We start from the raw sequence: 24,655 nt of genomic DNA on the forward strand, positions 1-24,655 counted from the left end.
GCCGGACCAGCGCTGGCGGACGTTCGAACGCGGCTGGACGCGCACGGATGTGCTGCGCCCCGGGGAGACGATTGAAGGCGTCGCTCCGGGACGGGTAGTGCGTGTCGAGCCACGGGACTTCGGCGACGTGACTCTGATTCGAACCAAGAGCCCTCAGCCACAACTCAACCGTTCTACCACCCGTTCCTATACCAGGAGTGTCGCATCGTTCCATCAGGGGCGATGTAGAAGACATCCAGATGGCCAGCGGCCTTGCTCACTGCGTCTGGCGCGGAAGCCAACTCCCCGCCGAGCCACTTCCAACCGCTCCAACTCGCGCCATTCCAACTGTTCATCCACAAGGTATTGGCTGAATCCCGGGCAAACACGTCCAGCAGATTCGCGCCCCTCGAAGCCACTGCGGGAGCCGAAATGAAGTTGCCGCCTAGCGACAACCAGCCCACCCAGTCGGTTCCATTCCAATACTTCTGCACGATGGAATTGTCAGCACCTCGGGCGAACACGTCGATGCGGTTGGCACCCCAACTCACCGCCGCCGGGGCCGACACGATATTGCCGCCGAGCGAAAACCATGAGTTCCACGTAGTCCCAGTCCAGTATGCTTGGTACAACTGGTTGTCCGTGCCACGGGCGAACACGTCCATCCGGTTCGGACCCCAGGATGCCACAGCAGGCCCCGAGGCAAAGTCGCCGCCCATCGACAACCAGCCACTCCACGCGGTTCCATTCCCAGACTTCTGATAAATAGCGGCGTCAAAGCCCCGTACAAACACGTCGAGGTTCGTGCCGTCTCGGCTGACCGCCGCCGGATCCGCCGTGACCCATCCGCCGAGCGAGCCCCACGTGTACCAATAGGTCCCGTCCCAAAAGGAGTGATACAGCTCGTCGTTCGTGCCGCGGGCGAATACGTCCAACCGGGTCGCGCCACGCGCGGCCACCGTGGGCCCGGAGGTGAGATTACCTCCCAGCGACTCCCAGGGGACTCCATACGTCTGTTGTACTCCCTGCTGGTCCGTGACGCTGAGGGTCCCATTCCCCACCCACTGAGGATTGCAATAGTTCATCACCGAACTCAGGTCCCACGCGCCGATGGTCTGGTCACCATTGGGGCCCTGCGGAGGTTCCTGACAATTGCCCGGCGTGTCCGGACGGTTCTGCTCGTGGGAGTAGCCCAGGGCGTGGCCGAACTCATGTATGGCACTCATTTCGATGCAGTATTTGCGCGTGTTCTGGCAGGCCGGGCTCCAGTTGTTGAACGTGAAGTTCAGCACCACACCCGCAGCGACGCCGTTGATTGCGGTCCCCAGTCCCTTCGCATGCGGGCCGACGTCGCTGATGTTGACACGGATGCCCATGGCCCCTGCCGCGCAAGTGCCCCAGCCGTTGAGTCGAATTCCGGAGCGGGCTTCCCACGTACGTCCCACCGCGTCGCGCACCCACTGCCGCTGCGTGGCGTCCCCTGCTCCTGGGTTCTCCCAGCATACGGACACGCTCATCGGCCGCCACAACTGCGCAGAGGCCACGTAGAGGTCCGCCTCGCTATTGCGCATGTCCCCTGCGGGCGACGTGGCGGGCTCTGCGGACTCAGGTGCTTCCGTGTCGCTGCCACAGCTGAGCAAAGTTCCCAACCCCAATGTAGCGAGCAACACCGCCCCCCGGCGGGATGCGATTCCAATCAGCATGGCATCCATCTCCATTCTTCTTTGCCAGACAGGCCAGGAGTGGTCTTTTCGTCTTGGCAAGGAAGTGGAACGGCTCTTTTGCATGTTTGGCTGGTGCACTGTTAGTGAATAGTGCGTGCCGGCACTGTTCTGGTTGAAGTGGATGTTTCCTGTGTTGTCGTTGCGTACGGGAGCGCTGGGGGCTGTAGAGTAGAGGGGATGCAGAATGGAAAAATGGGCGAACAGGCTTGCCCGCATGGGCTGACCTGCCTGGATCCTTCGGGCCAGACTACGAACTGGCGCGCTTCCAAGCGGCCGGCCCTGATGGCGTTCCACTCGCGGACGCCACCTTCTCGGAGGGATACTCCGTCTTTGGTGAGGCGAAGGTGGACTGGGATGTCGATGGCTACGGCGGCATCTACAAGCACCTGAAGCTGTCGCTGGGGCGGAAGCTTTCTCCTGGGGACGCTTCGATGTGGATTGGCGCGTGGCAGTGCAGCTCTTCGAGCGCAGCCTGGAAGTGGCGTTGAAGGGGCTGGGGGCGGCGGAAGTCCGCTGGCGATTCCTGGGCGGGAGGCTCTTCGCGATGGGGACGGGCGGCACCCTGTTGTTCCCGGCAGCGGAAGGGTCATTGCGACCGGGCGCCTTCGCTTCGATGGGGTTGGGGATGGACAATGCGCGCTCACCGGCCCCGCAGCGCGGGCGGGTTCGAGCCCTGAACGGGGACCCCTTGACGGGGCTCCGAGGCATGTCGGAGTGACTTTGTAAGATTCCGCCGCGCAGTCGGTTGCCATCCATTTGTCAGACAGGAATGCCAGCATTCAACCCCACTTGCCTTCCTTGGAGAGAGGCATGGGGGTGCTGAATGCGTGCTGTCCGCTGGATACTGTGCGCCGTTCTCTTCGTGACGGGATGCGCTGGCGTTGAACCCTCGACGCGCAGGGGCACCTTCCAGCAGCGTTCCGCACTACTCGGGGAAGGGGGGCACCCCCGAGGACAGAGGAGCGATGCGTTCGATGCGCTGCTTCGTGACGCGGGACTTGGGGACCAAGACGAGCGTCCCGTGTCAGGCAGTTCGCTCACGCCGACACACGCCACGCGACTGCTGAAGGCGCTGACCGTCAAGGACGTGACGCTGGGGCAGTTCCCGGCACGCGTCGCGGTGGGCTTCATGCTGCGCGAGGTGCTCGACGCGGGCGAAGTGTCGCGCGCCGAGCTGGTGCGGCGAGTCGGGCGCTTCACTCAGCTGGCGGTCCTCCGTCCTGACGGTTGCCTCGCGTGGGTGCGCAGCGGGCAGACCCAGCAGCGTGCGGGCGTCGTGGAATGGAAGGACGGCGCCTTTCGAGCGGGCCAGTTCGAGCTGGGCGTCTTCTACTCGGGCAAGGGCGGTGTCTTCCGACAACTGAACGCGCGGTTGGAGGAAACCGGAGGAGGCGCCTTCGCGGACGTCCACGACGATGCCGACTACCTGAGCCGCACACTGGACGGAGCCGAAGAAGCCTTTGTCGGGCTGGCGCTGGCGGTGGGGCAGCTCTTCTCGACGTCGCCAGCCGACAACCTCGCGGCGCTGCGACAGATGCCTGCCGCCGTGGCGGCGCTGCTGGCCTCGTCGCCCGAGTACCTGGAGCGCTTCCAGTACATGCCACGCGGCGAGCAGGTGCAGGCCGTATCCAAGCTGGTGACGAACCTCATCGCCACCTGGGGCACGGCGTCTGCCGCAACCCGCACGCTGGGAGGTGCGACGTTCGCTACGGCCGAGGTGCCGGTGCTGTCGCTCTCGGCCCACGGCGCGCTCGTCATGGGGCGCGTCGCAGTGCCGGTGGGGCAAGCGGCGGCGGTGCTGAGCGGTGGGCCTGGCGCAGCCATCATCCTCCAGAGGGCGAGCACGGCCGCGAAGCAAGGGGGACCTTCCAAGGGGCCCGGACAGTGGGCACCAGCCAAGGAGTCCATGTCGCCCCGCGCCCGCCGCTACCAGGAACAGATCTCCAGGCACTCGGCAGACGAGGCATACTGGGTCGGAGGAGTCGGCAGAGACAGCGGAGGCGTGAAGTTCGATGGGTACGAGAAGCGCGTGCTGCTGGAGGCGAAGGGACCGGGCTATGCGAACAAGTTCCTCGATAACCTCAAGCCGAAGGTCTGGTTCGAGATGTCGGGAGCCAAAGCCCTCGTCGAGCAGGCGAAGAGGCAGCTCAAAGCCAATAGAGCCTCACGCAACCCCATTCGGTGGCACATCGCAGAGGAGAAAACAGCCGACGCCATCCGAACACTGTTCGACATAAACGAGATTGAAGGGATTGAAGTCGTGTTCACTCCTCCATTGCCGTGAGACGAGGGTCAATGTGGATGAGGCATACTATGCAGGGGCCTACTGGGGGCCAAGGAAAGAGTCGGCAGATGATTGTGCCCGGCGCTTGGGGATGTTCATCACAGCCCTGCCCGCTGTTGATGCTTCGTTCGTGCGTTGGTTCCAGACGGGGAAGTCACGCAAGGATGCACTGAAGCGCCTCCTTGAACCTGAGTTAGCGGAGCTGGAGAAGTTCGTTGCCCGCGGTAGAGACCCGGGGAACGAAGATCTCGGGTTTGGCATTGCAGCTTGGAATGGTGCGAGCGACGAGTACGAGGCGACGGGCTTTGACATCCATTGCGGTGGGTACTCCGACGTGGTGCTCAACACCTGCGTGTTCACCTTGCCGAGTCGAGGTCTAAGCGCTGGCCGGGTAGTGACGGCTTCCGCACTCGTTAGCCTCCTGCGAGCTTGCGCGCTCTCATGGGAGCCGGACTGGGCCGTTGCCATGTCACACGCGCACCGCGAGATGACCGGGCGCCGCAAACAGAAATGGGCTCCGCGCATTGGGTGGGTAACGTACCTCGCGCAGCATCGCGGCACGGTGCCCCCTCTCCCTGCTCCGGTGCGCATTGAGTCCGTGGAGGACAAGGGCACGCTGATTGTCCTCACCCCCGAGCGCTTCACGGCCAGCAACCCGGAACATGTGGCGCTAGCTGAGCGGGTGCGAGAGCTGCTGGACCGAGCTGGACTGTTGAAGCCGCTCCAGGCCCAACCGTAGGAACCAAGAGGGGCCGAGTTACCTGTCGCTCGACCCCTCTCTACTCTTCCTGCTGCCCTGGACTTTCAGCCCCGCCATGTTGCCCGTATGTCGCATGAACCTGCGGAATGCGCTGGAACAGGTCTCTTGATTACCGAGCCCGCCCGGCAACGGATGCTCTTCGGCGGAGGACTCGAACGCGAGCCACTCCGTGCACCCCTTCAACCGCTCCTTGAGCCGACGGTTGTGGACCCGCCAGTTGCCCATGAGGAAGTCGAAGTCTCTCGCTCCGTCCTGCTGTCCCTGTGTCCGCATGCCATCGGCTCCGTTCAGACTGTCGAGGGCCCACTTGGGGCCCCCTGAACGCGCACGGTAGGGGGCATATAGGACGAAGCCCGCCCTGATTCGGACGGGCCCTTCCTCGCATCCTCAGGGCTTCCCGGTGGTCTCCGCGGGGCAGCCGGACGTCGCGTTGACGTGCTGGAGGCGGCCGGGCGCTGGCGCCGCCAGCGGCTTGCCCCGGGCCTTCCAGTGCTCGACGAGCGCGTCGCGCAGGGTCAGCGGCAGACGCTCACCCAGGTCGATGCTCCCGGGCGCCAACGTCTTGAGCACGTCCTCCAGCCCTCCACCTCCGCGCGCCAGGAAGTCCGGCATGGCCACGCGGAAGCGCTTGCTGGCGGGCAGCGGCTTCCCATTCGGCAGGGTGACGGAGGCGAGCCGGGTCGTCCCGTTGCACTGCTCCACCCGCACCTTCAGCCCCGACACCTGGAAGGTGCCCTTGCGTCCATAGGCCGATTCCAGGAGCCGCTTCAGCTCCGCCGTCGTCAAGGTGAGGACCGCGAGCGTGTTGTCGAAGGGCAGCACCTCGTAGACCGCGCCATAGGTGAGCTCCCCCGCCGGCAGGTCCGCGCGCAGGCCGCCACTGTTGAGCAGGGCCACGTCCGTCTTCGAGGCCTCGCGCAGCGCGTCCGCCAGCACGTTTCCGAGCGGGCTCTCCTTGTCGTAGTCGCGCGTGAGCGCGGCGGGAACGCTCACTCCCAGCGAGCGCTTCTGCTCCTTCTCCACGCTGGCGAACGCCTGGGTGAGCTGCGCCTCCAGCACCGCGTCGGTCACCACCGCGCGTCCACGGAACGTCGCGGGAACCAGCTGGATGCCCTTCGCCGCCTTCAACTTCCGCTCGTCACAAGTCCCCAGCGTCGCATCCACGCGCGCGCACACCGGGATGGAGCCCTGCAGCAAGGTCCGCTCCGGGAGCACCTTGCGCGTCACCGGGTCCACGAAGATTTCCACGAGCCCGAAGGCGCGGCCCCGGCCCGACGTCTCAATCACCGGCGTGCCCCGGATGAAGTGGCCCACGGGCTGGTGCGTGTGCCCGGCCACCACCGCGTCCAACGTCCCCTCGGGCAGTGTCTCCAGCAACTCGACAATCTCGCTGTCCCCCCGGTCGCACGAAGAAGCATCGCGAGGATTGTCTCCGCGCTTGCACACCGCGCCCGCGTGCGCGACCGCGACGACCACTTCGGCTCCGCGCGCGCGCAAGGACTTCGCCGCCGCGAGCGCCGACTGCTCCAGGGGCGCGAAGCGCAGGCTCGCCACATTCACGGGATTGGTCACCTGCGGCGTGTGGGGCGTGGCCAGCCCGAGGATGCCGATGCGCACCCCGCGCCGCTCCACCAGCAGCGTGCCCTCGTTGCCCAGCCAGGTCGGGCCCACGCCCGTCTGGCTGTCGGTGACGTTGAACCCGAGCACCGGGAAGCGCGCCTGGGTGATTCGCGCCTTGAGCGCGCCGAACGGGTCATCCCCATCGAGCGCCACCGAGCGCGGCCCCACGGGCCCGTAGTCGAACTCGTGGTTGCCGAGCGCCGAGGCGTCATACTTGAGCGCGTTCATCGCGCCGATGACCACCTCTCCCTCGGTGAGGTTGGAGGCGAGCGTGCCCTGGAAGAGGTCGCCACCATCCAGCAGCAGCACGCCGTCCGGATTCTCCTCACGCAGCACGGACAGGTAGCCGGCGAGCGTCGCCAGGCCGCCCTGCTCCACGCTGGTTCCATCCGGCAGCGTGGCCTTGGAGGGCATCACCCAGCCGTGCAAATCGTTGGTCCCCACCACGGAGATGCGCAGGGGCTCCGGCGCGGCTTTCACCTCGCTGGCGGGCGAGGGCGCCACGGCGGCGGCCTCCGGTACGGGCGGAGGAGGGGAGGCGCAGGCGGCGAGGAGGGCGGACAGCAGCCCGAGACGGAAGGGACGGGTGGCGGAAGTCACATGCCCGTCTAGAACGGCGGCACCGCTGGATTCAAGGGCCCTCGCTTCCGAAGAGAGACTTCCGGAAGCGAGGGCCCCGAGTGCGCGGGTGTGGCTAGTTGCGCACGCGCAGCAGCAGCTCGGCCTGCATCGGGCTGCGACGGCTGGTCGCAGTGCCGAAGCGGTTGTTCGTGGGGCGGTACTGCTCCTGCACGAAGGTGACGTCGCTGTTGTTCAGCACGTTGAACATGATGAGCGTGAGCTCCATCTTGGTCTCCTTCGTCTTCACGAGGCGGTTCAGGTCGTAGCGGGCCTGGACATCGAACAGGAACTGGCTCGGCTGGCGCAGCTCGGAGACGGCCGACGGGTCGTTGAAGTCCGGCTGGCCGGTGTTGGTGTTGGAGGAGTGGCCGGTGCCGCGGTCCGAGCGGGACACACGCTGCCGGTCCACGGTGCCTTCCGTGAACATCCACATGGGCGCGCCGGTGCGGTAGTTGAACCGCACGCCGAAATCGAGCCCGAACTGGGTGGTGTACCCGATGGCGCCCTTGAGGGTGTGGCGGATGTCCTCCGGCGACGGACCCTCGAAGAAGCGCTTGAAGCGCGGATTCACGCCGTAGCCGTCGAAGTAGTCACCCACCGTGCCGTTGCTGTAGGCGAGCGTGTAGCTGGCGAGCAGGTCCCACGGGCCCGTCTTGCCCTGCGCCCACAGGTCCATGCCCTTGTAGTCGCGCCAGGCGTCGTCCGGGTTGTGGATCTTCACGATGGTGTGGTTCACCCCGTCCACGTAGTCCACCACGCGCGTGCCGGACGGGTCCCAGATGCGGTTCATCTCCTCGTCCACCCACATGTTGGCGTACTTGCGGTAGGTGAGGTCGAGGCCGATGACCGAGCCCTCGGTGATGGCGTGGTGCAGGCCGAGCGCGAGCTCGTCCACGTGCGGCGGCGTGTGGCTCGTCTTGTCGAAGTAGCGGCCGGAGGCCCCACCCGACACGACGCACTGGGGGTTGCCGACGGTGTCCGGGGCACAGTCCGCGAAGGCGCCACCGGCGAAGGCGGACCGCACCGTGAGCAGCTCCGGGTTGGCGTGCTGCGCGATGAAGACGTCGCCCACTTCGTTGGAGCGGCCGTAGTGCGCCTTGATGAGCGTGGTGCGGGTGCCGAACATGTCGTAGGTGGCGGACAGACGCGGGCCCACGCCCACCAGGTTGGTGATGAACTGGTTGTTGTCGCCGTACAGGCGGCCCACGTCCGCGCGGATGCCCGCGACCAGGGTGAGGTGGCGGTTGACGTTCCAGCGGTCCTGGAGGAAGGCGCTGGAGATGAGGGTGCCGGCCTCGGTGGTCAGCGGGGCCTGCACGCCGTCGGTGTTGTAGAAGTCGAGCCGCTCGTTGCAGAACGCGAACGTCGCCGGGTCCTCGGGGTTGCACTCCCCGTTGCGGTCATTGAAGCGCTGGTTGCCAATCACCTGCGACGTCTTGTCGCCGCTCAGGTAGCTGAACTGCAGACCCGCCTTCATCTGGTGGTTCTTGACCTTGAAGAGCAGCGTCGGGTCGAACTGGTAACGCATGCGCTTCTCCGTCACGAGGTTGCCCACCTCGTTGCGCAGCGCACCGGCGTTCCGGTACGTGATGCTGTTGTAGATGTGGGCGATGTCCTGCGAGTCCTCGTCCATGGGACCCTGCCAGATGTCCTTGTAGGTGGTGCCCGTCTGGAGCTGGAAGAGGACGTTGTCGGAGATGCTGCGGTCGTAGTTGACGATGGCGAAGAAGCCGCCGCGGTCGATCTGCGTCTCCGCCTCCGGGGCGACGAACGTCGTGGCGACCTGGTTGGTGATGGTGTTGTTGTCGTAGTTGAACGCCAGGGACAGGCGGTCCTTCGGCGTGGGCTGCCAGGTGAGCTTCAGGCGGGCCAGGCGCGTCTGCGTGTCCGTCGTGCGGCTCTCCTCACCCAGCGGCGTGTCGCGCTTGGAGAAGTTCCACTGGCCGGAGACGTAGAACCACAGCTTGTCCTTGATGATGGGGCCGCCCACGCCCACCAGCGGGCTGTAGAAGGCCGTCTCCGACAGCGGCACCTCGTTCTGCGTGTAGTTGGCCACGTTGGGGTTCTGGTTGGCCGCACCCCGGTACTTCGCGTTGGCCCACGCCGGCGAGAGAATCATCGTCACGTCGTAGGTGAACTTGTTGGAGCCGCTCTTGCTGACGACGTTCTGGACGAGGCCCAGCGAGTTGTACTGGGCGTCCAGGCCGCCGGTCATGACCTCGAAGTTCTCCACCGCGTAGAAGCTCATCGGCGAGCTGATGCTGCCGTCCACCACGTCGGACGTGTCCATGCCGTCGATGAAGAACTTGCCGTAGCGCGACAGGCCGGCGCGCAGGCTGGGCGCGTTGCCGTTGCCCACGCCCGCGACGAGCTGGGGCATGGCCTGCACCTGCGTGAAGACGGGAGACGTGGCCGCCTTCTCCGCGTTCATCACCGCGCCCATCTGCGCGGAGTCCGGGTTGATGATGGGGTTGACCTTCTCGATGATTTCGTAGGTGGCCACCGCCGTCTGCTCGGTGAACACCTCCAGCTTCACGTCCACCTGCGTGGCCTGGCCGAGCAGGACGATGATGCCCCCCTTCTTGATGGGGGCGAAGCCCGGGACGTTGACCTCGAGGACGTAGCCCTCGCCCGGAGGCAGGGTGGCGAACTCGAAGCGGCCGTCCTCGCCGCTGGTGCGCGACTGGGGCTGCAGCAGCGCCGGGCCGCTCACGGTGAGGGGCACCTCGGCGAGCGGCGCGCCCGTCGGGTCATAGACGTAGCCGGCCATGCGGCCGTAGTTCTGGCCCGCGGCGAGGGCGGAGACGGGGAGGGCCGCGACGAGCGCGAGCAGCAGCAGCGCGCCGCCCCGGAAGAAAGGCGTCTTCATGGAAGGGCTCTGGGGAGAAAGGGGGGTGCTCACAGGGTGCTCCCCACGACGAAGAGCACGCCGGCGTACCGGGTGACGGTGGTGAGGTTGAGCTCGGTCTCCGCGCAGGCGTCGACGCACAGACCGGTGTAGCTGGAGGCGGGCTTGGCCGTCGTCGCGGTGAAGGTGCGCAGGCGCACCACCGGAGACCAGCCTTCCTCGCCGGGGAGGGCGGAGAACAGGTACACGGGCGTCTCCGTGGCGGGCGCGCCCGTGGGCGGGCTCACCAGGACGCCGTCCATGGTCACCACGTTGCCGGTCTCATCCACCCGAACGGGGCCGCCGTCCAGGTAGGCCAGCTGCAGGCCGCGGTACCAGCCGCCCTGGGCGGTGAACTCGGAGCCGGTGCGCAGCGGGTTGAGCTGCGCGGACACGTCGATGATGGCGCGCAGGGAGATGCTCGTGGCCTCCTCGGCGGCGCCGCCAAAGGAGCCCTTGGTGAGCGAGGCCAGGTCCTTGATGGCGTTGCACTGCTGGGCGCCCGTGCCCGTCCAGCGCGTCACCTTCGACAGGGGCAGCACGGGGGGCGTGGTGTTGCCGGTGACGGTCAGCGGCAGCGTGGCGAAGACGGGCCACTGCACCGTCTCCGGGAAGCTGTCGAGGCGGAAGTCGAAGTCCGCCTTGCCCGTCTTGCAGCCGTCCACGAAGTCGTACGACGTGGCCACCACCCTGCTGGACGGCAGGAAGGGGCGCCCGGCCTCGTCCACGGGGACGCCCGAGTTGGTGAGCACGCCTCGGTCGTCCTTGCGCTCGGTGGCGACCTGTCCCAGGTTGTAGAAGGGCACGCTGGTGCCCTTCACCTTGGCCGCCGCGGGGCGGTAGATGCCGCTGGTAGGCCTGAACTTCGAGTCGAGGTTCGTGGCGTCGATGACTCCCTGGTACTTGTCACCGACCTCCTCGTTCGACTCACCACACGCCACAACACTCAGGGCAGCCGCGAGCCCGAGTGCGCACTTCATTTTTGTCTGCACGGAAAAAACCTCTGGGGATGGGACGAGGTGGCGGGCCTCTAGCACGAGTCTCAGGTCCTCAGGTATCAGTTGAGTGGCGTCCATGTGACAGGTCCGCCGTTATGCTGGGGTAGGACGATTACATCCCGAGGACTCGTTCCCGGCTTGTGGTATGCCCTGGCCCAGCATGTTCGCGCAGCAAACCGACCCGCCCTCTCGCATCCTCGGCTTCGCCGCCTTCTCCGTCGCCGTACACGTCGGCATCGTGGCGGTGATGATGTTGCTGGTGAAGCCCATCGTCCTCGAGGCGGAGCAGCCCATCGACGTGGTGCTCAACCTCGTCAAGGCCCCGCCTCCGCCGCCTCCGCCGCCCCCGCCCGCGCCGAGCAGGACGACCCCCCGTGTGGAGAAGAAGCCCCGCACGGAGCTCCGCCAGCCCGTGGAGGTCAAGCCGATTCCGGTGGCGGAAGTCCCGGAGCCGGAGCCCGAGCCCGCGACGCCGGAGCCCGAGGCGCCCGCTGAGGAAGGCGGCGTCGAGGGAGGCGTGGCCGGAGGTGTGGCCGGTGGCGTCGTGGGTGGAGTGGTGGGGGGCGTCGTGGGTGGGACGGTGGGTGGAACGGGCCCAGCCGAGCCGGTGAAGCCCAAGAACGTGCCGCCCTTCGTCATCCAGCGTGACGTGGTGCGCCAGACGTCGCCGCGCCTGTCCGAGGTGTTCAAGCAGTCCCACCGCGGTCAGACGCTGCAGGGCATCTACAAGGTGTGCGTCTCCACCAGCGGCAGCGTGTACGAAGTGACGCCGGTGAAGTCCGTGCCGGGCGCGGACGAGGACATCATCCAGGGACTCAAGGTGGGCTGGGAGTACAAGCCCCAGAAGGTCCCCGTGTGCTTCCTCTACAACATCCCCATCACCATCCAGTAGGCGCGTCGCCGCCTCCAGCACGCCGCGAAGCCTCGCGGCGCTGGAGGCGTGGCTCGCGCGGGTTCAGAGCTCCAGCTTGTACGCCGCGGCGATCTGCTCGATGAGGGCCTGGACGTCGGCGGGCGTGTCGGAGTCCAGCGTGACGTCCTGGGTGCGGCCCTTGACGCGGTAGGAGACCGACGTCTCCTGGGCATCGTGCATGAACCGACGCGGCAGCGGCGCCGGGGGGATGGGCGCGAGCTTGCTCGCGGTGATGAGCAGCGACGTGAGCCGATGCACGTCGGTGCCCGTGCTTTCACCGTCCAGCGTGGTCCTGCGCTCGAAGCGGCCGTCCGCGAAGACCTCGAGCGTGAAGGACCTCGTGTTGGGCATGCCGGGTGACTTCGAGAGCTTCAGGACGCGGTTGTTCGCGGAGGACACGTGGGCTCGCTCCGGGTGCTGGAGTTGCGAGACGCCCTCGCTCAAGCGCAGCTGGACCAGCGGAGAGCAGCGGATGAAGTCCTTGAGCGAGCCTTCGACCACGTCGGTGCCCGCGCCGCGCTTCCAGCCGTCGATGCCCTCCAGCCGATAGAAGACCTGGTCGGTGTACCACTGCGTCTCACCGCTCCATGCGACGAGGACGCTCATGGACTGGGATTGAGGCTCTACGAGGATGTCGAGCGATTGCCGGCTGTCCACGGGGTGGCGAAGGTAGCCCTCGAGGCTGGTGGGAAGCAGCTTCCGCAGACGCGCCGGGTCGTGCGCTGCTTGTGCCTTGAAGAACTCGCCCAGCGTGGTGGCGGGCTTCGTCTCGCGGAAGTACGGAAGGAAGACCAGCCTCGTGGCCAGCGGGTCGACGTCCTTGGGAGGCACGAGCGCGCACCGCTCGATGACGGGGTGATATTCCCGCCGCCCCATGCCTTGGGGCTTCCCGTCCGGGCCCATGTGGACATTGCTCCCTGCCTTGGGGGCGCCGCGGTCGACTTCGCGATAGAGCTCGAAGCGCACGGTCGGAGCGGTTGTCACGGGAACACCTTTCTTCGCAGCCCCATCAAGCAGATGAGGACCGCTGCGTGTTGGAGTCGCGGCATGCCCTGGAGTGAACCACACCAGGGCGTTTCCCACCCGCCCGAGTTCTGTCGACCCACTCCCCAAGATTCGCGACTTGCGCGAGGCTGGTCCCTCACAGCCACAGCCCATCTCCGCAGGAGAAAGTGATGCATCGTCCCTCCGCTTCGAGGAGCTCCTTCTCGCTGACCCTGGTCACCGTGCTGGTGGCGCTCGGTGTCCTGCTCGGCGCGCCGTCCGAGGAGATCAACGAGGGCAAGGCCAAGAAGGGCAACGAGTCCGGGGTCATGACCTGGACCCTCAACCGTCGGACCTATGGCGACCATGATGGCACCCTGTACCCCATTCGAGGCGACGGGGTTCACGAGCTGAACCGCGGGGCCTTCAGGGCGCTGGGGCTCTACAACGATTTCAAAGACACCCCACGTGCAAGGGAGTACATGGACAAGATGAAGCTCCCCGAGGTTGATAGGAAAGCCGGACTCAAGGCTTACAAGGCAGGCTGAGAGGGAAGACATGCAGCCCGAAAGTCAGGTTCTGGGATTTCTCGTCCATGGCGTCGTGAGTGAGGAGCGCCTCCTCGAGAGCATTGCCCTCGCGCTCGGCCTGCCTCCCGGCGAGGTGACGCGCTTCGACCTCGACGGCCCCTCTCTCGCGGCCGTGCTCGTGCAGATCGTGCTCCGGCCCGAGGGGTTCCGCACGGATGCCACGCTCTACGTTGATGCCTCCCGCGTCAGCGGGGGCTCCGGGCTCACCTCCGAGGAGGTGGCCACCCGGGTCTCGGCTCAGCTCGGAGAGGACGTCCTCGTCTCGCCTCCCGCGGACGACCCCGCTATCGCCGTCACCTGGTTCCTCGTCACGCCCGAGGGCAAGCGCTTCCGGGCCAGCGAGGTCTTGCTGGGCGATGAAGAGTTCTCCGTCGACATCGACCGCGCGTCGCTCCGCCCTCTCTAGCGCGGAGCTCGGGTGGCCCATGGCGGGGTGGTGCGAGTGCGCGCCGCCCCGTCATGAGGGAAGCGCCTCAGCCGCCGCAGCGGTTGAAGTTCTGGTCGACGTAGTACTGGCAGCAGCCCGCGTAGGCGCCAAGGCACGTCTGGGTGCCGAGCGCCTGGGTGGCCCACTGCGAGGCGGTGGAGTACGAGCTCGCGCAGGCGTCAGCGCACAGGGTGTTCGAGAGGGAGGAGACGCTGCCATCGATGTTGTAGCAAGTGGTGGCGTGGGCGCGGGCGTAGACGTTGCACGACTCCTGCGGGGGCGGAGGCGTGGAGGTCGTCGTGCTCCAGATGGCGCTCAGGTACACGCGGTCACTGGACGATTCGATGCCGGCCCAGCGAGAGCGCGGCCCGGTGTTCCAGGTGACCATCATGTAGTGGCGAGCCTGGAGGATGACGGCGTAGTTGATGTCCCACGAGCAGCCCTCCCACGGCCAGATGCTGCAGGTCTTGTACTGCGTATAGAAGTACGCGGTGGAGTCGAAGCCGGCCGCGAGTCCCACGGCGCGGAAATACACCGTGCTGTCCTTCACGCCGCTGTAGGAGCCATACCAGTAGTCGGTGAGACACGTACTGCTCTGTGTCGCGGTGGTCATACAGAAGTTGTTCCGGAACCAGGTCTTGTCGCCCACCCAGTCCCAGGTGTCGTTGAGGCTCGAGGCGGAGGGGCCTCGCTCGGCGTCCAGGGCGGAGGGGCCCTCGGACATGGGCGCGTCGGCGGTGCGGCCCGCTTCCTGGGCGGCCTTTCGGGCCTGGAGATTGTGGGCCATGGCGATGCGGCCCTGAGCCTCCACGAGCGCGGCGGGCACGTCCGCGCGCTTCGCTCCGGGCACGAGGGCGAGGTAGACGTCCGCCAGCTCCTGGCGCTGGTCCTGGTCCTGGTCCTTCTTCATCATCTCCTGGAGGTGGGCCGCGTCGCTGTCCATGTGGCCCGACTCCGTGACGAAGACCTCGCCCGGGGCGGACTCGATGAAGCGCACCGAGCGGGTGTCGCTCAGCTTCAGCTCATGCAGCAGGGTGCCCTTCTCGATGGCCTGTTTCGCGGGGGCTTCGGCGGCGCCCGGTGAGCCGCAGGCGGCGAGGAGCAGGGCGCAGAGCGCGGAGGATAGCAGGGGCAGGGGGGACCGGTGGGTCATGTCGGGGGACTCCTGGGTCAGGGTTGCAGCCACCTGAACGGGGAGCCCCCAAAGGCTTCGCTGGTTTCGGAATGGGGGGTGCGGTCTGAGGGGACGCGGCTGCGTCTCACCGGTACGCGCGGAGCATCCGTCCAGCGGCCCATGGCGCTGGTGACCCTCGGGAAGCCTGCATGCAACAAACCTCCGCGCCTCCATGGCACGGAACGTGAAGTGCATACGGTCGCGGAGTGCTCGTGCGCGGCCTGTTCCCGGGGGGGAGGCCGTGGTCTCGCGTCCATGCAGAGAACCAATTCCACCGGGATGAAACTGGCATGCCGAAGAATGTCTACACCGTGTGTTTCTGTGGAACCGCCTGCTCGCGTGACGAGGGTGAGGAAACCCGGAACTGGGACTACAAGCTCCTCAAGTGGGTGGGCCTGAAGGATCAGCACGTCTACAGCGACAGAAACATCTACGCCCCGGAGACGGGATACATCCCCGTCCGGCTCCACACGGAGATCTCCACCGGTCTTCGGGACACGACGAACAGCGTCACCGTGCGAGGCGTCGGTGAGAACGACTGGTGCAACCAGATGGACGGGTGCGACGCCCTGGATGACCGTCTGGGCAATGCCCCCGGAGACCTGCGCGGGTACGCGCGAACCTATTCGGAAGGCAATCAACGGACCCTCACCAGCCAGTTCCTGGGCTGGTCGGATGCGGCGCTCGCGCTGCACGGCGCGAGTCTCGCGGCGGGCAGCAAGGCGGAGCAATACAACTTCATCGGGCACAGCCGTGGCGCGGTCGAGTCGATCATGGCCGCCTGGTTCCTGTATGCCTATGGGGGAGAAGACATCAGGAACATCCCCATCAACATCTTCGCCATCGACCCCGTTCCAGGGCCTGGTCAGTGGTATGGAATCCAGACCCAGTTGCCGCCCAACGTCGTCAACTATGTCGGCGTCTATGCCTGGGACCACCTGACTCAGGGCTTCAACGCGTTGATTCCGCGGCCCAATGCCCGGATGACCCGGCAGCCCGGCCATGTCGCCATCGAGAACCGGGGACTGGGGAGCACCTGGTCGACGCTCGCGGACAACCGTCAGTTGGATGACCCGCTCGTCGACGGCGGTCTCCCTCAGCCGGAGGGATACAGTCTCTACGCGTGCAGGGGCCGGCATGGCACCGTCGCGGGCAACACCACCTCCGACGGCCAGTACGCGGCGTCCAAGGTCAACGCCGATGTCTCGGCGGTCCCCAAGCTCGTCTACAAGCTGGCCCGCGCCTACCTGACCCGGTGGGAGACGACCTTCCGCACGCGGTGCCGTGTCCGGGAGAGCGCCAGACAACTGAGAAAGGCCATCCATACGGCTCATTCCCATTTCGATGCCATGGCTGGCGGAGAGACCCGGACGTCTCGCATGAGCGGGCGACCTTCGGTGCGGCAGGTCTCGTCCACCCTCGGGAGGCTCGCCTGGAAGACCTCCTACCTCGAGGACGTGGTGGGCACGCCTCCCTACAGCCTGGCCTATCCCTGCACCATCGAGCAGTCCGGGGGTGGGTGGGTGAAGTGGAAGTTCCTGTGAGTCGGGTCGTGGCGACCGAGAGCACCCGCAAACCGATTGGACGAGGAGTTCAGAGACGATGAGTCAGATTGATCGGGTGCTGGCCAAGGTGCATCCCCGCTACTTCACTCACCTGAGCGGGGCGAGCTATGTGCGAATCATGGACACGCCTCGCATCTGGGGGCAGCCCTTCGGCCCGGGCATCATGCCGGCGGCCAGGAAGCGCACCAAGGACTTCGAAAGAGCCCTCGGCGAAATCATCCAGAAGTCGAGGTATCGCTGTGACGTGTCCTCGCTCAACAGCCCGGACCCCGCCTGGGCCAAGGTGATTCTGGGCGCCATGGACGCCTCGTTGAGCGCGAAGCTGGGGCGGACCCACCGCACGCAGTTCCGGTTCCTGTTCGGGCAGACGCCCATGATCTTCCAGCAGGGCACGTCTCCCAATCTCATCGATTTCCAGGGCGCGCTGATTCGCCTGGTGAGAGCGCGTGCTCGCTACTGGGAGCAGCCGCCGGAGATCTGGATGGGCAAGTTCTACCGGCTCCAGGAAGGGCTCGTCGCGGGGCTCTCCGCGCGCGTCACCTCGTCCCTGCCGTCCTGGCTGGTGTCGGACGGCGATGACGACTTCACCAAGATGACGTGGAACCACTCGAAGATCATCGCCGTGGATGGCGCCGAGGCCCTGGTCGGGGGGCACAACCTCAACATGGACCTGTTCACCAGCTATCCGCCCGTGCACGACGTGTCAGTCGTCATGCATGGCGAGGCGGCCCTGGGCGCCCAGCAGTATTTGAACAAGATGTGGGAGTGCAAGACCGACGTGCTCACGAAGGAGCACCTGGACGCGGGAACCCTGAAGTGGAGCAACGTCGCCGACGACGACGCACGGGTGCGCCTGCCCGAGGACCCGCTGCTTCAGCAGGAGGCCCGTGACTATCGAACCGCGTGTTTCCAGGGCTTCGCGCGGCTGCATGAGGCCAGCGGGTCGGAGGCCAGGCCTCGCCAGCCTCGACCCGCCATGGAGCTCATGGAGCGGATAGAGGAGGAGGCGGCGGACGCGGAGGCAATCCGCAGAGAAGACCTCCAGACCTTCGCGGACCTGGAAGCCCCCGTGTTCAAGGAGAAGGAATACAACACCTACGCGGCCCTCGGAGAATACAAGAAGTCGACCCGTGCCCTGTCCATCGGGAAGTACTGGAAGGGGTCCAGCATGGAGTTGGACTACGAAAAGGCTTCCGAGCTGATGAAGGAGGAGTTGATCAAGGGCGCCAGGAGCATCCTGCGGTTGTCGCAAATGGACCTGGTGAGCGCGTGGAAGAAGAAATGGTCCTCGCACGTCGTCTGCCATTGGATCATGGAGGCGCTGCTCGCGAACCCGAAGCTGGAGGTCCAGGTGGTGGTTTCACCCCTGGACGCGGGGGCTGGCGCGGAGGGCGACCAGTATTCGTTCGGCTCGGGGGCGTGCCGTACGTTCGAGCTGTTCCAATACTACATGGCGCATGCCGTCGACACCGACGCCAGGTTGCCGGACGCCGACGTGCGATTGCTGGCCTTGGACCGGCTGCACATCGCTCCCTTTTATTTCACCGACGTCCCGAAGGAGAAGACCCGGGAAGGCGACACGTATTTCTGGCCCGAACTCACGCCCGAAGGATACACGGCGACCTTGAAGCAGCCCCCACTCGCGCAGCTGCCGCCGAGCAAGGGAGTCATCGGGAGCGCGTTGGAGTCCGTCAAGAAGGCCAGTGGCGCCGTGTTTCCCAAGGTCCCATCCGCGCCGGGCAATCACTCCAAGATCATGATTGTCGACGACGAGTCGTATGTGGTCGGGTCGGACAATCTCTATCCAGGCTTCCTCTCCGAGTTCAACTACCTGGTGGAGGGGTCGGCCGCCGTGGGGGACATGCTCAGGTCGTATTGGGTTCCCCTGTGGCACTATTCGGGACAGCATTGCGTCAATCCTCGCTGCGTGGGCGGCTGCACGACCCGGTTGGAGAAGGCCAGGCCGGTCAGTCTTCCGGGGCTCGAGAGCGGGCGCATCGCCAGCCTCGGCCTGAGCAGGAAGGTGGGCTCCGCTGGCCTCGGCGGTCAGAAGGCGCCCCTTGATTTGCTTGGCGGCAGGAAGGACCTCCTCTTTCCCTCCGCCTTGGGGCCCTCGATGTCCTTCCGCGGCGCCGCTCCTTTCCGGAGCGCCTCTTCGGGTCTGGGTCTGGGTCTGGCGGCCCAGGGCTTCTCTCCGCCGCTCTTGAACCTGGCCAACAGGGGAAAGGTCTCGCGCGTCGACCTGCGCGCACCGGCGGATCTCGGCGCGATGCTCCGGCTGCATGAGGAGAGCATGAAGAAGGCCGCGGATGCCCGGCGCCTCGCCAGTCCGGTGGTGGTGGTACCGACGGCCTCGGCGACCTCGTCGTCGGTGGCACCCAAGACCTCGGCGACGTCCTCTTCCGGGGCGACGGTGCAGGCACGGAGTCCGTCCTCGGAGCCCGATTCGAGCGGTGACCAGCTCGGGGGGACGCACTATTACACCAATGATCAGATCCACAGGCTCCTGGGTCACTACCTCGGGAGGACGCCGAATGTGAGCGTGCACATGGGGATCTCCCGCTACGAAGTCACGCAGATGTTCCCCGGCGCGTATGGCGACGTCCTCGGGGACATGCGTGCCGACAGCCCGCCCCGCGTCCTGCTCCAGCCCTACAACGTCGGAGGCAATCACTGGGCGCTGATGTACATCAAGGTGGCTCCTCCCACGGGTGCGGGCAGGGGACAGGCTCGCGTGCTCTACATCGACCCGCTCGCCCCGATGGGCGCTGACCTCTCCCTGTTCAACTCGCTGGGGCGAGCCTTCCCGGACCTCCTGTTCGAGCGATGCCTCGTCCGCTATCAGGATGACAAGTTCGGGGGAGGAGGAGATGTCCAGCACAGCTGCGGAGCCTGGGTCGTCCAGCTCGCGCGGCAGCTTGTTCAGTCCGACGGCGCCTTGCCCCCGGCGGACGCGAACCCTCGCACCGCCGCGGTCAGACTCCGCGCGGAGCACCAGCGAGACCTGGATGGCTTGAACAGGCACGCCGATGACTTCGTCGTGGTGGAGAATCCATTCGCTGAGTCCGGCGCCGCGGAGCCCCGCCCCAAGGCGTCCCCACCCACGGCCACGAGTGGAGGGAGCGTGGCGCCCACCCGGAGCCTGGACAAGGTGAAGGAGGAGGACGACGACGACGATTTCGTCGTGGTCGACAAGTTGGATTTCAGCCAGTTCTGACGGGTGCCTCGACAGGCGGGTGCGGCCCCCCGTGCGGCCAGGCAGGGCCATGACCGCACGAGCCGCCGGGTGACCCAGCAGCGCGGGTCTTCGGCGGGCAGGGGGCCTCGGACACTATGCCGAGGCTCCCACCCCCCGCGCTGTAGTAGGTTGGCCTGAATGGTACGCACTCCAGTCCTGGTGTTGATCGGGTTCTTCGCCCTCGCCTCCTACGCTGCCTCCGCCGCGGCTCCGACCGCTGGCGCCGCGAGGTCCATCGAGGAGGCCTCGAAGCGCGTGGAGGGGGCTCGCGCCGCCCTCGCGACGGCCGTTCAGCGAATCGAGGTGGAGCCGCCTCGCAACGCGGACCTCGACTCCGCCGTCGTGGCGGTGGAGGCGCTGAAGGTCGCGCTCGATTCGGGAGCGAGCTTCGAGACGGAGGACCTCGAGTACGCCAAGCTGGTCCTGGCCGCTCGGAAGCAGCTCCGGACGCAGCGAGAGTACGTCGACGAGCGCCGCGCCAAGGTCCACATCCACGAGTTCCGCCGACGCATCGACGGCGCGCTCGCGCCCCTGAATGAGCGCATGGCGAAGCTCGGTCAGGGGGACCCCGGCCCCAAGGCGATGGACGAGGCCCGCGCCTCGGTGGATGCGCTCAAGAAGCTGTCGGAGGAGGGCCGGCCCCTGAAGAATCAGGATCCGAAGTTCGCCGCGTACCTCACCGAGGTCGACGCGACCATCGCCCGTCACGAGAAGACGCTCGATGAGCGGTGGCTGCAGCTGTCGGCGCAGAAGCAGCGAGGGCTCCTGGACGAGAGCCGCAAGTCCCTGGCGACCGCGCTCGCCGAGGTGGACAAGGCCTGGTCGGACGAGAAGTTCGGGGCCGCCGACAAGGCGACGGCGGCGCTGCAGAAGCAGCTCGACGAGGGCAAGCCGCTGGAGGCGCGTGACAAGGCGTATCGCGCGGAGGCGGAGAAGGGACGCGCCGAGGTCACCGGGGCCAAGCGCCGGATGGAGGAGCTGGTGGTGCAGGCCGGCGTCTCCCGAATCAAGGTGGAGATGGGGCCCGCCCATGAAGAGCTCGTCGCCGCCTCCAAGGCGCTGCGCGCGAGGAAGCCCACGCCCGAGCAGCTCGCCGAGGCGAAGACCGCGGCGTTCGTCGTCCGGAAGCTGGTGGAGAAGTACGACCCGCAGGCGGCGAGGAGCCAGGCGATTGGCCAGTACCTCACCGAGGTGAAGAACACGCTCGTCGAGGTGGAGGTGGCGCTCCAGGTCCGCACCCTCGATGCGGCTCGCGGCGAGGTCGTGCAGGCCCTGCGCACCATCGAGAAGCGGGCAGCGACCGCCGAGCAGTTCGAGGAGGCGAAGACGGCGCTGGTCGTCCTGGAGAAGACCCTGGAGACGGTTCACGCGAAGAACCCCGCCATCAGCCCGGCCGCCGCCGACGCGCGTCAGCTGCTCAAGGATGGGCGGGCGACGATGGAGCGGCGCCGGTACGAGGTCGACTTGCAGCAGCAGCGCGTGAAGGTGGACGAGGCGCGGAAGAACGCGGCGGCGCTGGTCATCCAGATTCAGAAGGAGACGCCCTCGGCGGCGCAGCTCCAGGAGGCGGAGAACGCGGTCAAGCAGATCGGCGGGGTGCTGGAGACGGGCGCCCACTTCGTCAAGAAGGACCGCGACTACGCGCTGTACGCCAAGGAGACGAAGGAGCGCATGGCGGACCTGAGCGAGCGCATCACCCGGCGGAAGATCGTCCTGGCCGCGGCGGAGGCCCGCGTTCAGCTCTCCGCTCGGCTGACCACGACGAAGGAGAAGCTCGACGCCGCGAAGGGCATCTCCTCGACTGACGGCGACGTCGAGACCGCCTCGAAGAGCGTGGACGAGGTCATGCAGATGTTCGAGGCGCACGCGGAGCTGGAGCGGCAGGACGCGGGCTATGCGTCGGCCGCGGAGCGGGCTCGCGCCGAGTGGCTGAAGTTGGTCGAGGCGCTCGAGTTCGCGAAGCAGGCGCGGGCGCTGCGTCGGCTGACCGGTGAGGCCCTGGGCGCCGCCAGCAAGGCGTCGGAGGCGGCCGCGTCCGCGACGGACCTGCGCAAGCGCAAGGAGCTGTACGCGAGCGCGCTGGAGAAGCTCGGTGCCTGCCAGGACGAGGGCGCCAGGATGGTGAAGGAGAACGCCAGCCTCGCCTCGGTCGACGTGCTCGTGGGCGGTATCCCCACGGGGCCCCAAGAGGTGATGGCGCAGTGCGCCCAGAAGGCGGAGTCACTGCAGGCGCCACAGAAGAGGGCCGACGTGGAGCTGCGGTTCCACGAAGGGCAGAGGAAGGCCTACGACTCGGCGAAGGCTCTGCTCTCCAAGGGGAAGAAGCCCGAGGCGCTCGCGCAGCTCAACGATTGCATCGCGGAGGGGCGCATCCTGGAGAACCGGTACCCCGACTTCAAGGAGCAGAAGTTCGACGTCGGTGGCGGCAGCATGAGCATGATCGAGTTGATCCAGGTCTGCGCGAAGGAGCGCAAGGCGCTGCAGCCCGCCCCCTGATGCCCCCCGAGACGTTGCGCGCGAGGGTGCATCGGGTTGACGTGTGAAGTCCTGGGAGGGCCGCGCCGCGCGTGACTATGCTCCGCGCGGCTCACCTGGGAGGGCAGGGCGGTGGCGGCGAACAGGGGTGTGCCATTCCCCGTTCCACGAGGTCATCTCCCATGCTTCGTTCCCTCAAGGCGCTCCGGTGGGTGTCTGCCTTCCTGCTGGCCGCCTGCGGTCCCTCCGACCTCCCCGTGGAGGATGTGCCGTCCGCCGTCGACACCGTGGAGCAGGGGGTGCTCTTCGCTCCGCCCGCGCCTCCGAGTGGCAACATCCTGGACAGCACCACGTTCCTGGGCGGCGTAGCGCTCCCTGGCGCGGTGCAGACGTCCTTCACCATCCCTCTCCAGTACTACTCCTTCGGCATCAACGCCGCGGCCGGCACGAGCGCGAAGCTGGAGGTGACTCACCTGGGCAGCAGCATGGGACTGGACACGGGGCTCTTCGTGTACGGCCCGAAGGATGCCAGCGGCAGCTACGGCACCACCGTGCGAGCCCAGGACGATGACGCGGGCTATGGCCAGCTCAGCAAGGTGGCCTCCGTCACCTTCGCTCAGGGCGGCGAGTATCTCGTCGTCGTCAGCAGTGGCGCGGGCGCGGGCAAGCGCTTCCGCCTCCAGCTCGACTGTCTCAGCGGCAGCTGCGCGCCGGGGGACGGGACTGTGTCGCTGAGCTCGCGGTCGGTGAGCGCGGGTCTGCAGTCCAAGCTGTCCGCGGCCAACACGGCCTGTGGCACCTCGTCCGCGTGCTACGGCGAGCTGCGCGGCTACTCCTTCCCCTGGAGCCAGTCGACGCCCGCGAGCCTGGACAAGGTCGCCGAGGCGGTCTCCCTGACGGAGCAGAGCAACGCGTTGTTCGGCGCGCGCCTGCCGGATACGACCTACACGCAGTTCGCGCAGACGCGCCTGCTCTCGCGGCTGTCCTCCCTGCATCCGGACCTGGGCCTGGAGTACAGCAACGGCTCGGAGGCGGTGCAGGTGACGGGCTGGCATTACGGCCGGGAGATGTGGCCGGACGCCTGTATGATTTGGGAGCTGTATGTCATCTACTTCCCCGAATCGCGCGGCGTCCTGGTGTTCGAGCAGGACTACGCCCGGGACTGCTGACGTCCCCTCCGACAACGTTTCCCACGGGAGCCCCTGTGATTCTCTTGAAGACCGTCGCCGTCCTCGCGCTGCTCTCAGCCACCCCGGCCGGCACGGCCGCCAGGCCCGCGGGCAGCTCCGGCTGCATGACCACCAACATCGAGACAGCGCTCCGCCACCTCTTCGAGCGCTACCCCGATGGAGGGCCCATGCGCCTCGGTCAGGACTCCGGTGACTCGCTCGCCGCGGACTTCGTCGCGAAGTCGCTGAAGATCCGCGATGTGCCGAACGGCTACGCGACCCTCGAGATCCCGGACTTCATGGGGAGCTTCGAGGCCGCCCTCTTCAAGAACCCGACGGGGTACCACCTGGTCCTCGTGGCGTCGGGTGGGTCGGTGAACGACTTCTTCGTGTTCCGCTGCACCCAGGAGGGGCTGACGCCAGACCCGGCGGCCCTGCGGATCTCCACCGAGGACGCCATCCAGCTGTACTCGGACGCGGGGCTGCTCTCCGCTGACGGAAAGAAGGGGGCCGCCAGGAAGACCCTCGAGGACTGGGGAGGGACCATCGTCACCCTGGCGCTGCCACGAAAAGGCAGGAGCATCGTCATCAAGGCGGATATCGAAGAGCCGCCCAGCATCTACGGCAAGAAGCTGGGAACGGTCGACTACGTCGATGGAAAGTTCGTCGTCCGTTCCCTCAAGAGCAAGGCCGCCCCTTGAGGCGCTCCTGCCCGAGGGCGCTCGGCGTCGCGGCCGAGCGCTCCCGGGCCGGGGAGGGGTGACCGTTGCTCAGTAGCGGGCGTGGAGCTGCCCCTGGAGCGTGGTGTCGTCCGCCTGGCTCCACTGGACAGAGAGCCGCAGCTGGCACGTGAATCCAGTCTTGTATGAGAAGGGGACCTGCTGGCCGCACGGGACTGCCTGGGCGCTCAGGACGACTCGCCCGCTCCGGGCGGTGTCAGTCACTTGGAGGCTCCACACGCCATTCGGAGGTGCGGTGAGCTGGAAATAGCCCGAGATGCTGGCCCATGCGGTGGTCTTCTTCTCGGTCGTGAGAGAGCTCGAGCCTCCCACGACGGGCATGCTGAAGGGCATGTCGATGGTCCCCCCGAGCGCCCTGGCTGCTTTGGCTTCACCGCCCTCGTCGTCGACGTGATTGGCGAGCAGCACCTGCTGCTCGGGCGTCAGCTTCAGCCGTGCCGCGGTGGCCTCGCCCATCGCCTGGAGACCCGCATCCAGAGTCATGGAGTTCTTCATGGCGTCTTCCTC

17 protein-coding genes and 1 pseudogene are annotated in these 24,655 nt (G+C 66.8%); 11 read left to right on the forward strand and 7 right to left on the reverse strand.

Annotated elements, in window-relative coordinates:
• Nucleotides 1-173: 173 nt before the first annotated feature.
• Nucleotides 174-1,919 (reverse strand): DUF8189 domain-containing protein, encoded by a 1,746-nt coding sequence (locus ACN469_RS16915; protein ID WP_498769124.1) that lies wholly within the window; start codon nt 1,917-1,919, stop codon nt 174-176.
• A gap of 14 nt (nt 1,920-1,933) precedes the next feature.
• Between ACN469_RS16915 and ACN469_RS16920 the strand changes: the two are divergent.
• From ACN469_RS16920 to ACN469_RS16930, 3 genes and pseudogenes are all read left to right on the forward strand, one after another.
• Nucleotides 1,934-2,343 (forward strand): annotated as a pseudogene (locus ACN469_RS16920) (hypothetical protein); the annotation flags it as partial.
• Between the two features lie 381 nt (nt 2,344-2,724).
• Complete coding sequence (locus tag ACN469_RS16925; protein ID WP_498769125.1) at nt 2,725-3,987, forward strand: Tox-REase-5 domain-containing protein; 1,263 nt, start codon at nt 2,725-2,727, stop codon at nt 3,985-3,987.
• A 13-nt stretch (nt 3,988-4,000) separates the two neighbouring features.
• Complete coding sequence (locus ACN469_RS16930) at nt 4,001-4,726, forward strand: immunity 52 family protein (protein WP_498769127.1); 726 nt, start codon at nt 4,001-4,003, stop codon at nt 4,724-4,726.
• 408 nt (nt 4,727-5,134) lie between these two features.
• On the opposite strand, the gene ACN469_RS16935 is transcribed toward ACN469_RS16930, so the two are convergent.
• From ACN469_RS16935 to ACN469_RS16945, 3 genes are all read right to left on the reverse strand, one after another.
• Nucleotides 5,135-6,967: a bifunctional metallophosphatase/5'-nucleotidase gene (locus ACN469_RS16935; RefSeq protein WP_498769128.1), complete on the reverse strand. Its 1,833-nt coding sequence runs from the start codon at nt 6,965-6,967 to the stop codon at nt 5,135-5,137.
• A gap of 94 nt (nt 6,968-7,061) precedes the next feature.
• A complete protein-coding gene (locus ACN469_RS16940) occupies nt 7,062-9,857 on the reverse strand; it encodes a TonB-dependent receptor (RefSeq protein ID WP_498769130.1) in 2,796 nt (931 codons plus the stop codon).
• A gap of 29 nt (nt 9,858-9,886) precedes the next feature.
• On the reverse strand, nt 9,887-10,855 hold the full coding sequence (locus ACN469_RS16945; protein ID WP_498769132.1) for a hypothetical protein: 969 nt from the start codon (nt 10,853-10,855) through the stop codon (nt 9,887-9,889).
• Nucleotides 10,856-11,033: 178 nt separating this feature from the next.
• On the opposite strand from ACN469_RS16945, the gene ACN469_RS16950 reads away from it, so the two are divergent.
• Nucleotides 11,034-11,765, forward strand: coding sequence for a PaxA (locus ACN469_RS16950; protein ID WP_498769134.1), 732 nt, complete (start codon nt 11,034-11,036; stop codon nt 11,763-11,765).
• 63 nt (nt 11,766-11,828) lie between these two features.
• Here the strand turns inward: ACN469_RS16950 and ACN469_RS16955 are convergent, their stop codons facing one another.
• Entirely contained in the window at nt 11,829-12,770 is a 942-nt protein-coding gene (locus ACN469_RS16955) for a hypothetical protein (protein ID WP_498769136.1), read from the reverse strand.
• 191 nt (nt 12,771-12,961) lie between these two features.
• Between ACN469_RS16955 and ACN469_RS16960 the strand changes: the two genes are divergently transcribed.
• Both ACN469_RS16960 and ACN469_RS16965 read left to right on the forward strand, forming a co-directional pair.
• On the forward strand, nt 12,962-13,318 hold the full coding sequence (locus tag ACN469_RS16960; protein ID WP_498769138.1) for a hypothetical protein: 357 nt from the start codon (nt 12,962-12,964) through the stop codon (nt 13,316-13,318).
• 10 nt (nt 13,319-13,328) lie between these two features.
• A complete protein-coding gene (locus tag ACN469_RS16965; RefSeq protein ID WP_498769140.1) occupies nt 13,329-13,766 on the forward strand; it encodes a hypothetical protein in 438 nt (145 codons plus the stop codon).
• Nucleotides 13,767-13,833: 67 nt separating this feature from the next.
• Here the strand turns inward: ACN469_RS16965 and ACN469_RS16970 are convergent, their stop codons facing one another.
• Nucleotides 13,834-14,940, reverse strand: coding sequence for a hypothetical protein (locus ACN469_RS16970; RefSeq protein WP_498769142.1), 1,107 nt, complete (start codon nt 14,938-14,940; stop codon nt 13,834-13,836).
• Nucleotides 14,941-15,251: 311 nt separating this feature from the next.
• On the opposite strand from ACN469_RS16970, the gene ACN469_RS16975 reads away from it, so the two are divergent.
• The 5 genes from ACN469_RS16975 to ACN469_RS16995 all read left to right on the forward strand — a co-directional run bounded on the left by ACN469_RS16975 (nt 15,252) and on the right by ACN469_RS16995 (nt 24,109).
• Entirely contained in the window at nt 15,252-16,505 is a 1,254-nt protein-coding gene (locus ACN469_RS16975) for a Tat pathway signal protein (RefSeq protein ID WP_498769144.1), read from the forward strand.
• Between the two features lie 58 nt (nt 16,506-16,563).
• Nucleotides 16,564-19,743 (forward strand): phospholipase D-like domain-containing protein, encoded by a 3,180-nt coding sequence (locus ACN469_RS16980; RefSeq protein WP_498769146.1) that lies wholly within the window; start codon nt 16,564-16,566, stop codon nt 19,741-19,743.
• Between the two features lie 159 nt (nt 19,744-19,902).
• Nucleotides 19,903-22,260 (forward strand): hypothetical protein, encoded by a 2,358-nt coding sequence (locus tag ACN469_RS16985; protein WP_498769148.1) that lies wholly within the window; start codon nt 19,903-19,905, stop codon nt 22,258-22,260.
• A gap of 161 nt (nt 22,261-22,421) precedes the next feature.
• Nucleotides 22,422-23,408, forward strand: coding sequence for a hypothetical protein (locus ACN469_RS16990; RefSeq protein WP_498769150.1), 987 nt, complete (start codon nt 22,422-22,424; stop codon nt 23,406-23,408).
• Nucleotides 23,409-23,443: 35 nt separating this feature from the next.
• On the forward strand, nt 23,444-24,109 hold the full coding sequence (locus ACN469_RS16995; RefSeq protein WP_498769152.1) for a hypothetical protein: 666 nt from the start codon (nt 23,444-23,446) through the stop codon (nt 24,107-24,109).
• A gap of 69 nt (nt 24,110-24,178) precedes the next feature.
• On the opposite strand, the gene ACN469_RS17000 is transcribed toward ACN469_RS16995, so the two are convergent.
• A complete protein-coding gene (locus tag ACN469_RS17000; RefSeq protein WP_498769154.1) occupies nt 24,179-24,643 on the reverse strand; it encodes a hypothetical protein in 465 nt (154 codons plus the stop codon).
• Nucleotides 24,644-24,655 lie beyond the last annotated feature (12 nt).

This window comes from Corallococcus terminator (assembly GCF_049194865.1).
Taxonomy (GTDB): Bacteria; Myxococcota; Myxococcia; order Myxococcales; family Myxococcaceae; genus Myxococcus; species Myxococcus terminator_A.

Bases quoted from the DNA above. Each gene is read 5' to 3' on its own strand.
- ACN469_RS16915 (WP_498769124.1), bottom strand. From the start codon at position 1,919: ATGCGGGCAAGCCTGTTCGCCCATTTTTCCATTCTGCATCCCCTCTAC.
- ACN469_RS16940 (WP_498769130.1), bottom strand. From the start codon at position 9,857: ATGAAGACGCCTTTCTTCCGGGGCGGCGCGCTGCTGCTGCTCGCGCTC.
- ACN469_RS16945 (WP_498769132.1), bottom strand. From the start codon at position 10,855: ATGAAGTGCGCACTCGGGCTCGCGGCTGCCCTGAGTGTTGTGGCGTGT.
- ACN469_RS16950 (WP_498769134.1), top strand. From the start codon at position 11,034: ATGTTCGCGCAGCAAACCGACCCGCCCTCTCGCATCCTCGGCTTCGCC.
- ACN469_RS16960 (WP_498769138.1), top strand. From the start codon at position 12,962: ATGCATCGTCCCTCCGCTTCGAGGAGCTCCTTCTCGCTGACCCTGGTC.
- ACN469_RS16965 (WP_498769140.1), top strand. From the start codon at position 13,329: ATGCAGCCCGAAAGTCAGGTTCTGGGATTTCTCGTCCATGGCGTCGTG.
- ACN469_RS16970 (WP_498769142.1), bottom strand. From the start codon at position 14,940: ATGACCCACCGGTCCCCCCTGCCCCTGCTATCCTCCGCGCTCTGCGCC.
- ACN469_RS16975 (WP_498769144.1), top strand. From the start codon at position 15,252: ATGCCGAAGAATGTCTACACCGTGTGTTTCTGTGGAACCGCCTGCTCG.
- ACN469_RS16980 (WP_498769146.1), top strand. From the start codon at position 16,564: ATGAGTCAGATTGATCGGGTGCTGGCCAAGGTGCATCCCCGCTACTTC.
- ACN469_RS16985 (WP_498769148.1), top strand. From the start codon at position 19,903: ATGGTACGCACTCCAGTCCTGGTGTTGATCGGGTTCTTCGCCCTCGCC.
- ACN469_RS16990 (WP_498769150.1), top strand. From the start codon at position 22,422: ATGCTTCGTTCCCTCAAGGCGCTCCGGTGGGTGTCTGCCTTCCTGCTG.
- ACN469_RS17000 (WP_498769154.1), bottom strand. From the start codon at position 24,643: ATGAAGAACTCCATGACTCTGGATGCGGGTCTCCAGGCGATGGGCGAG.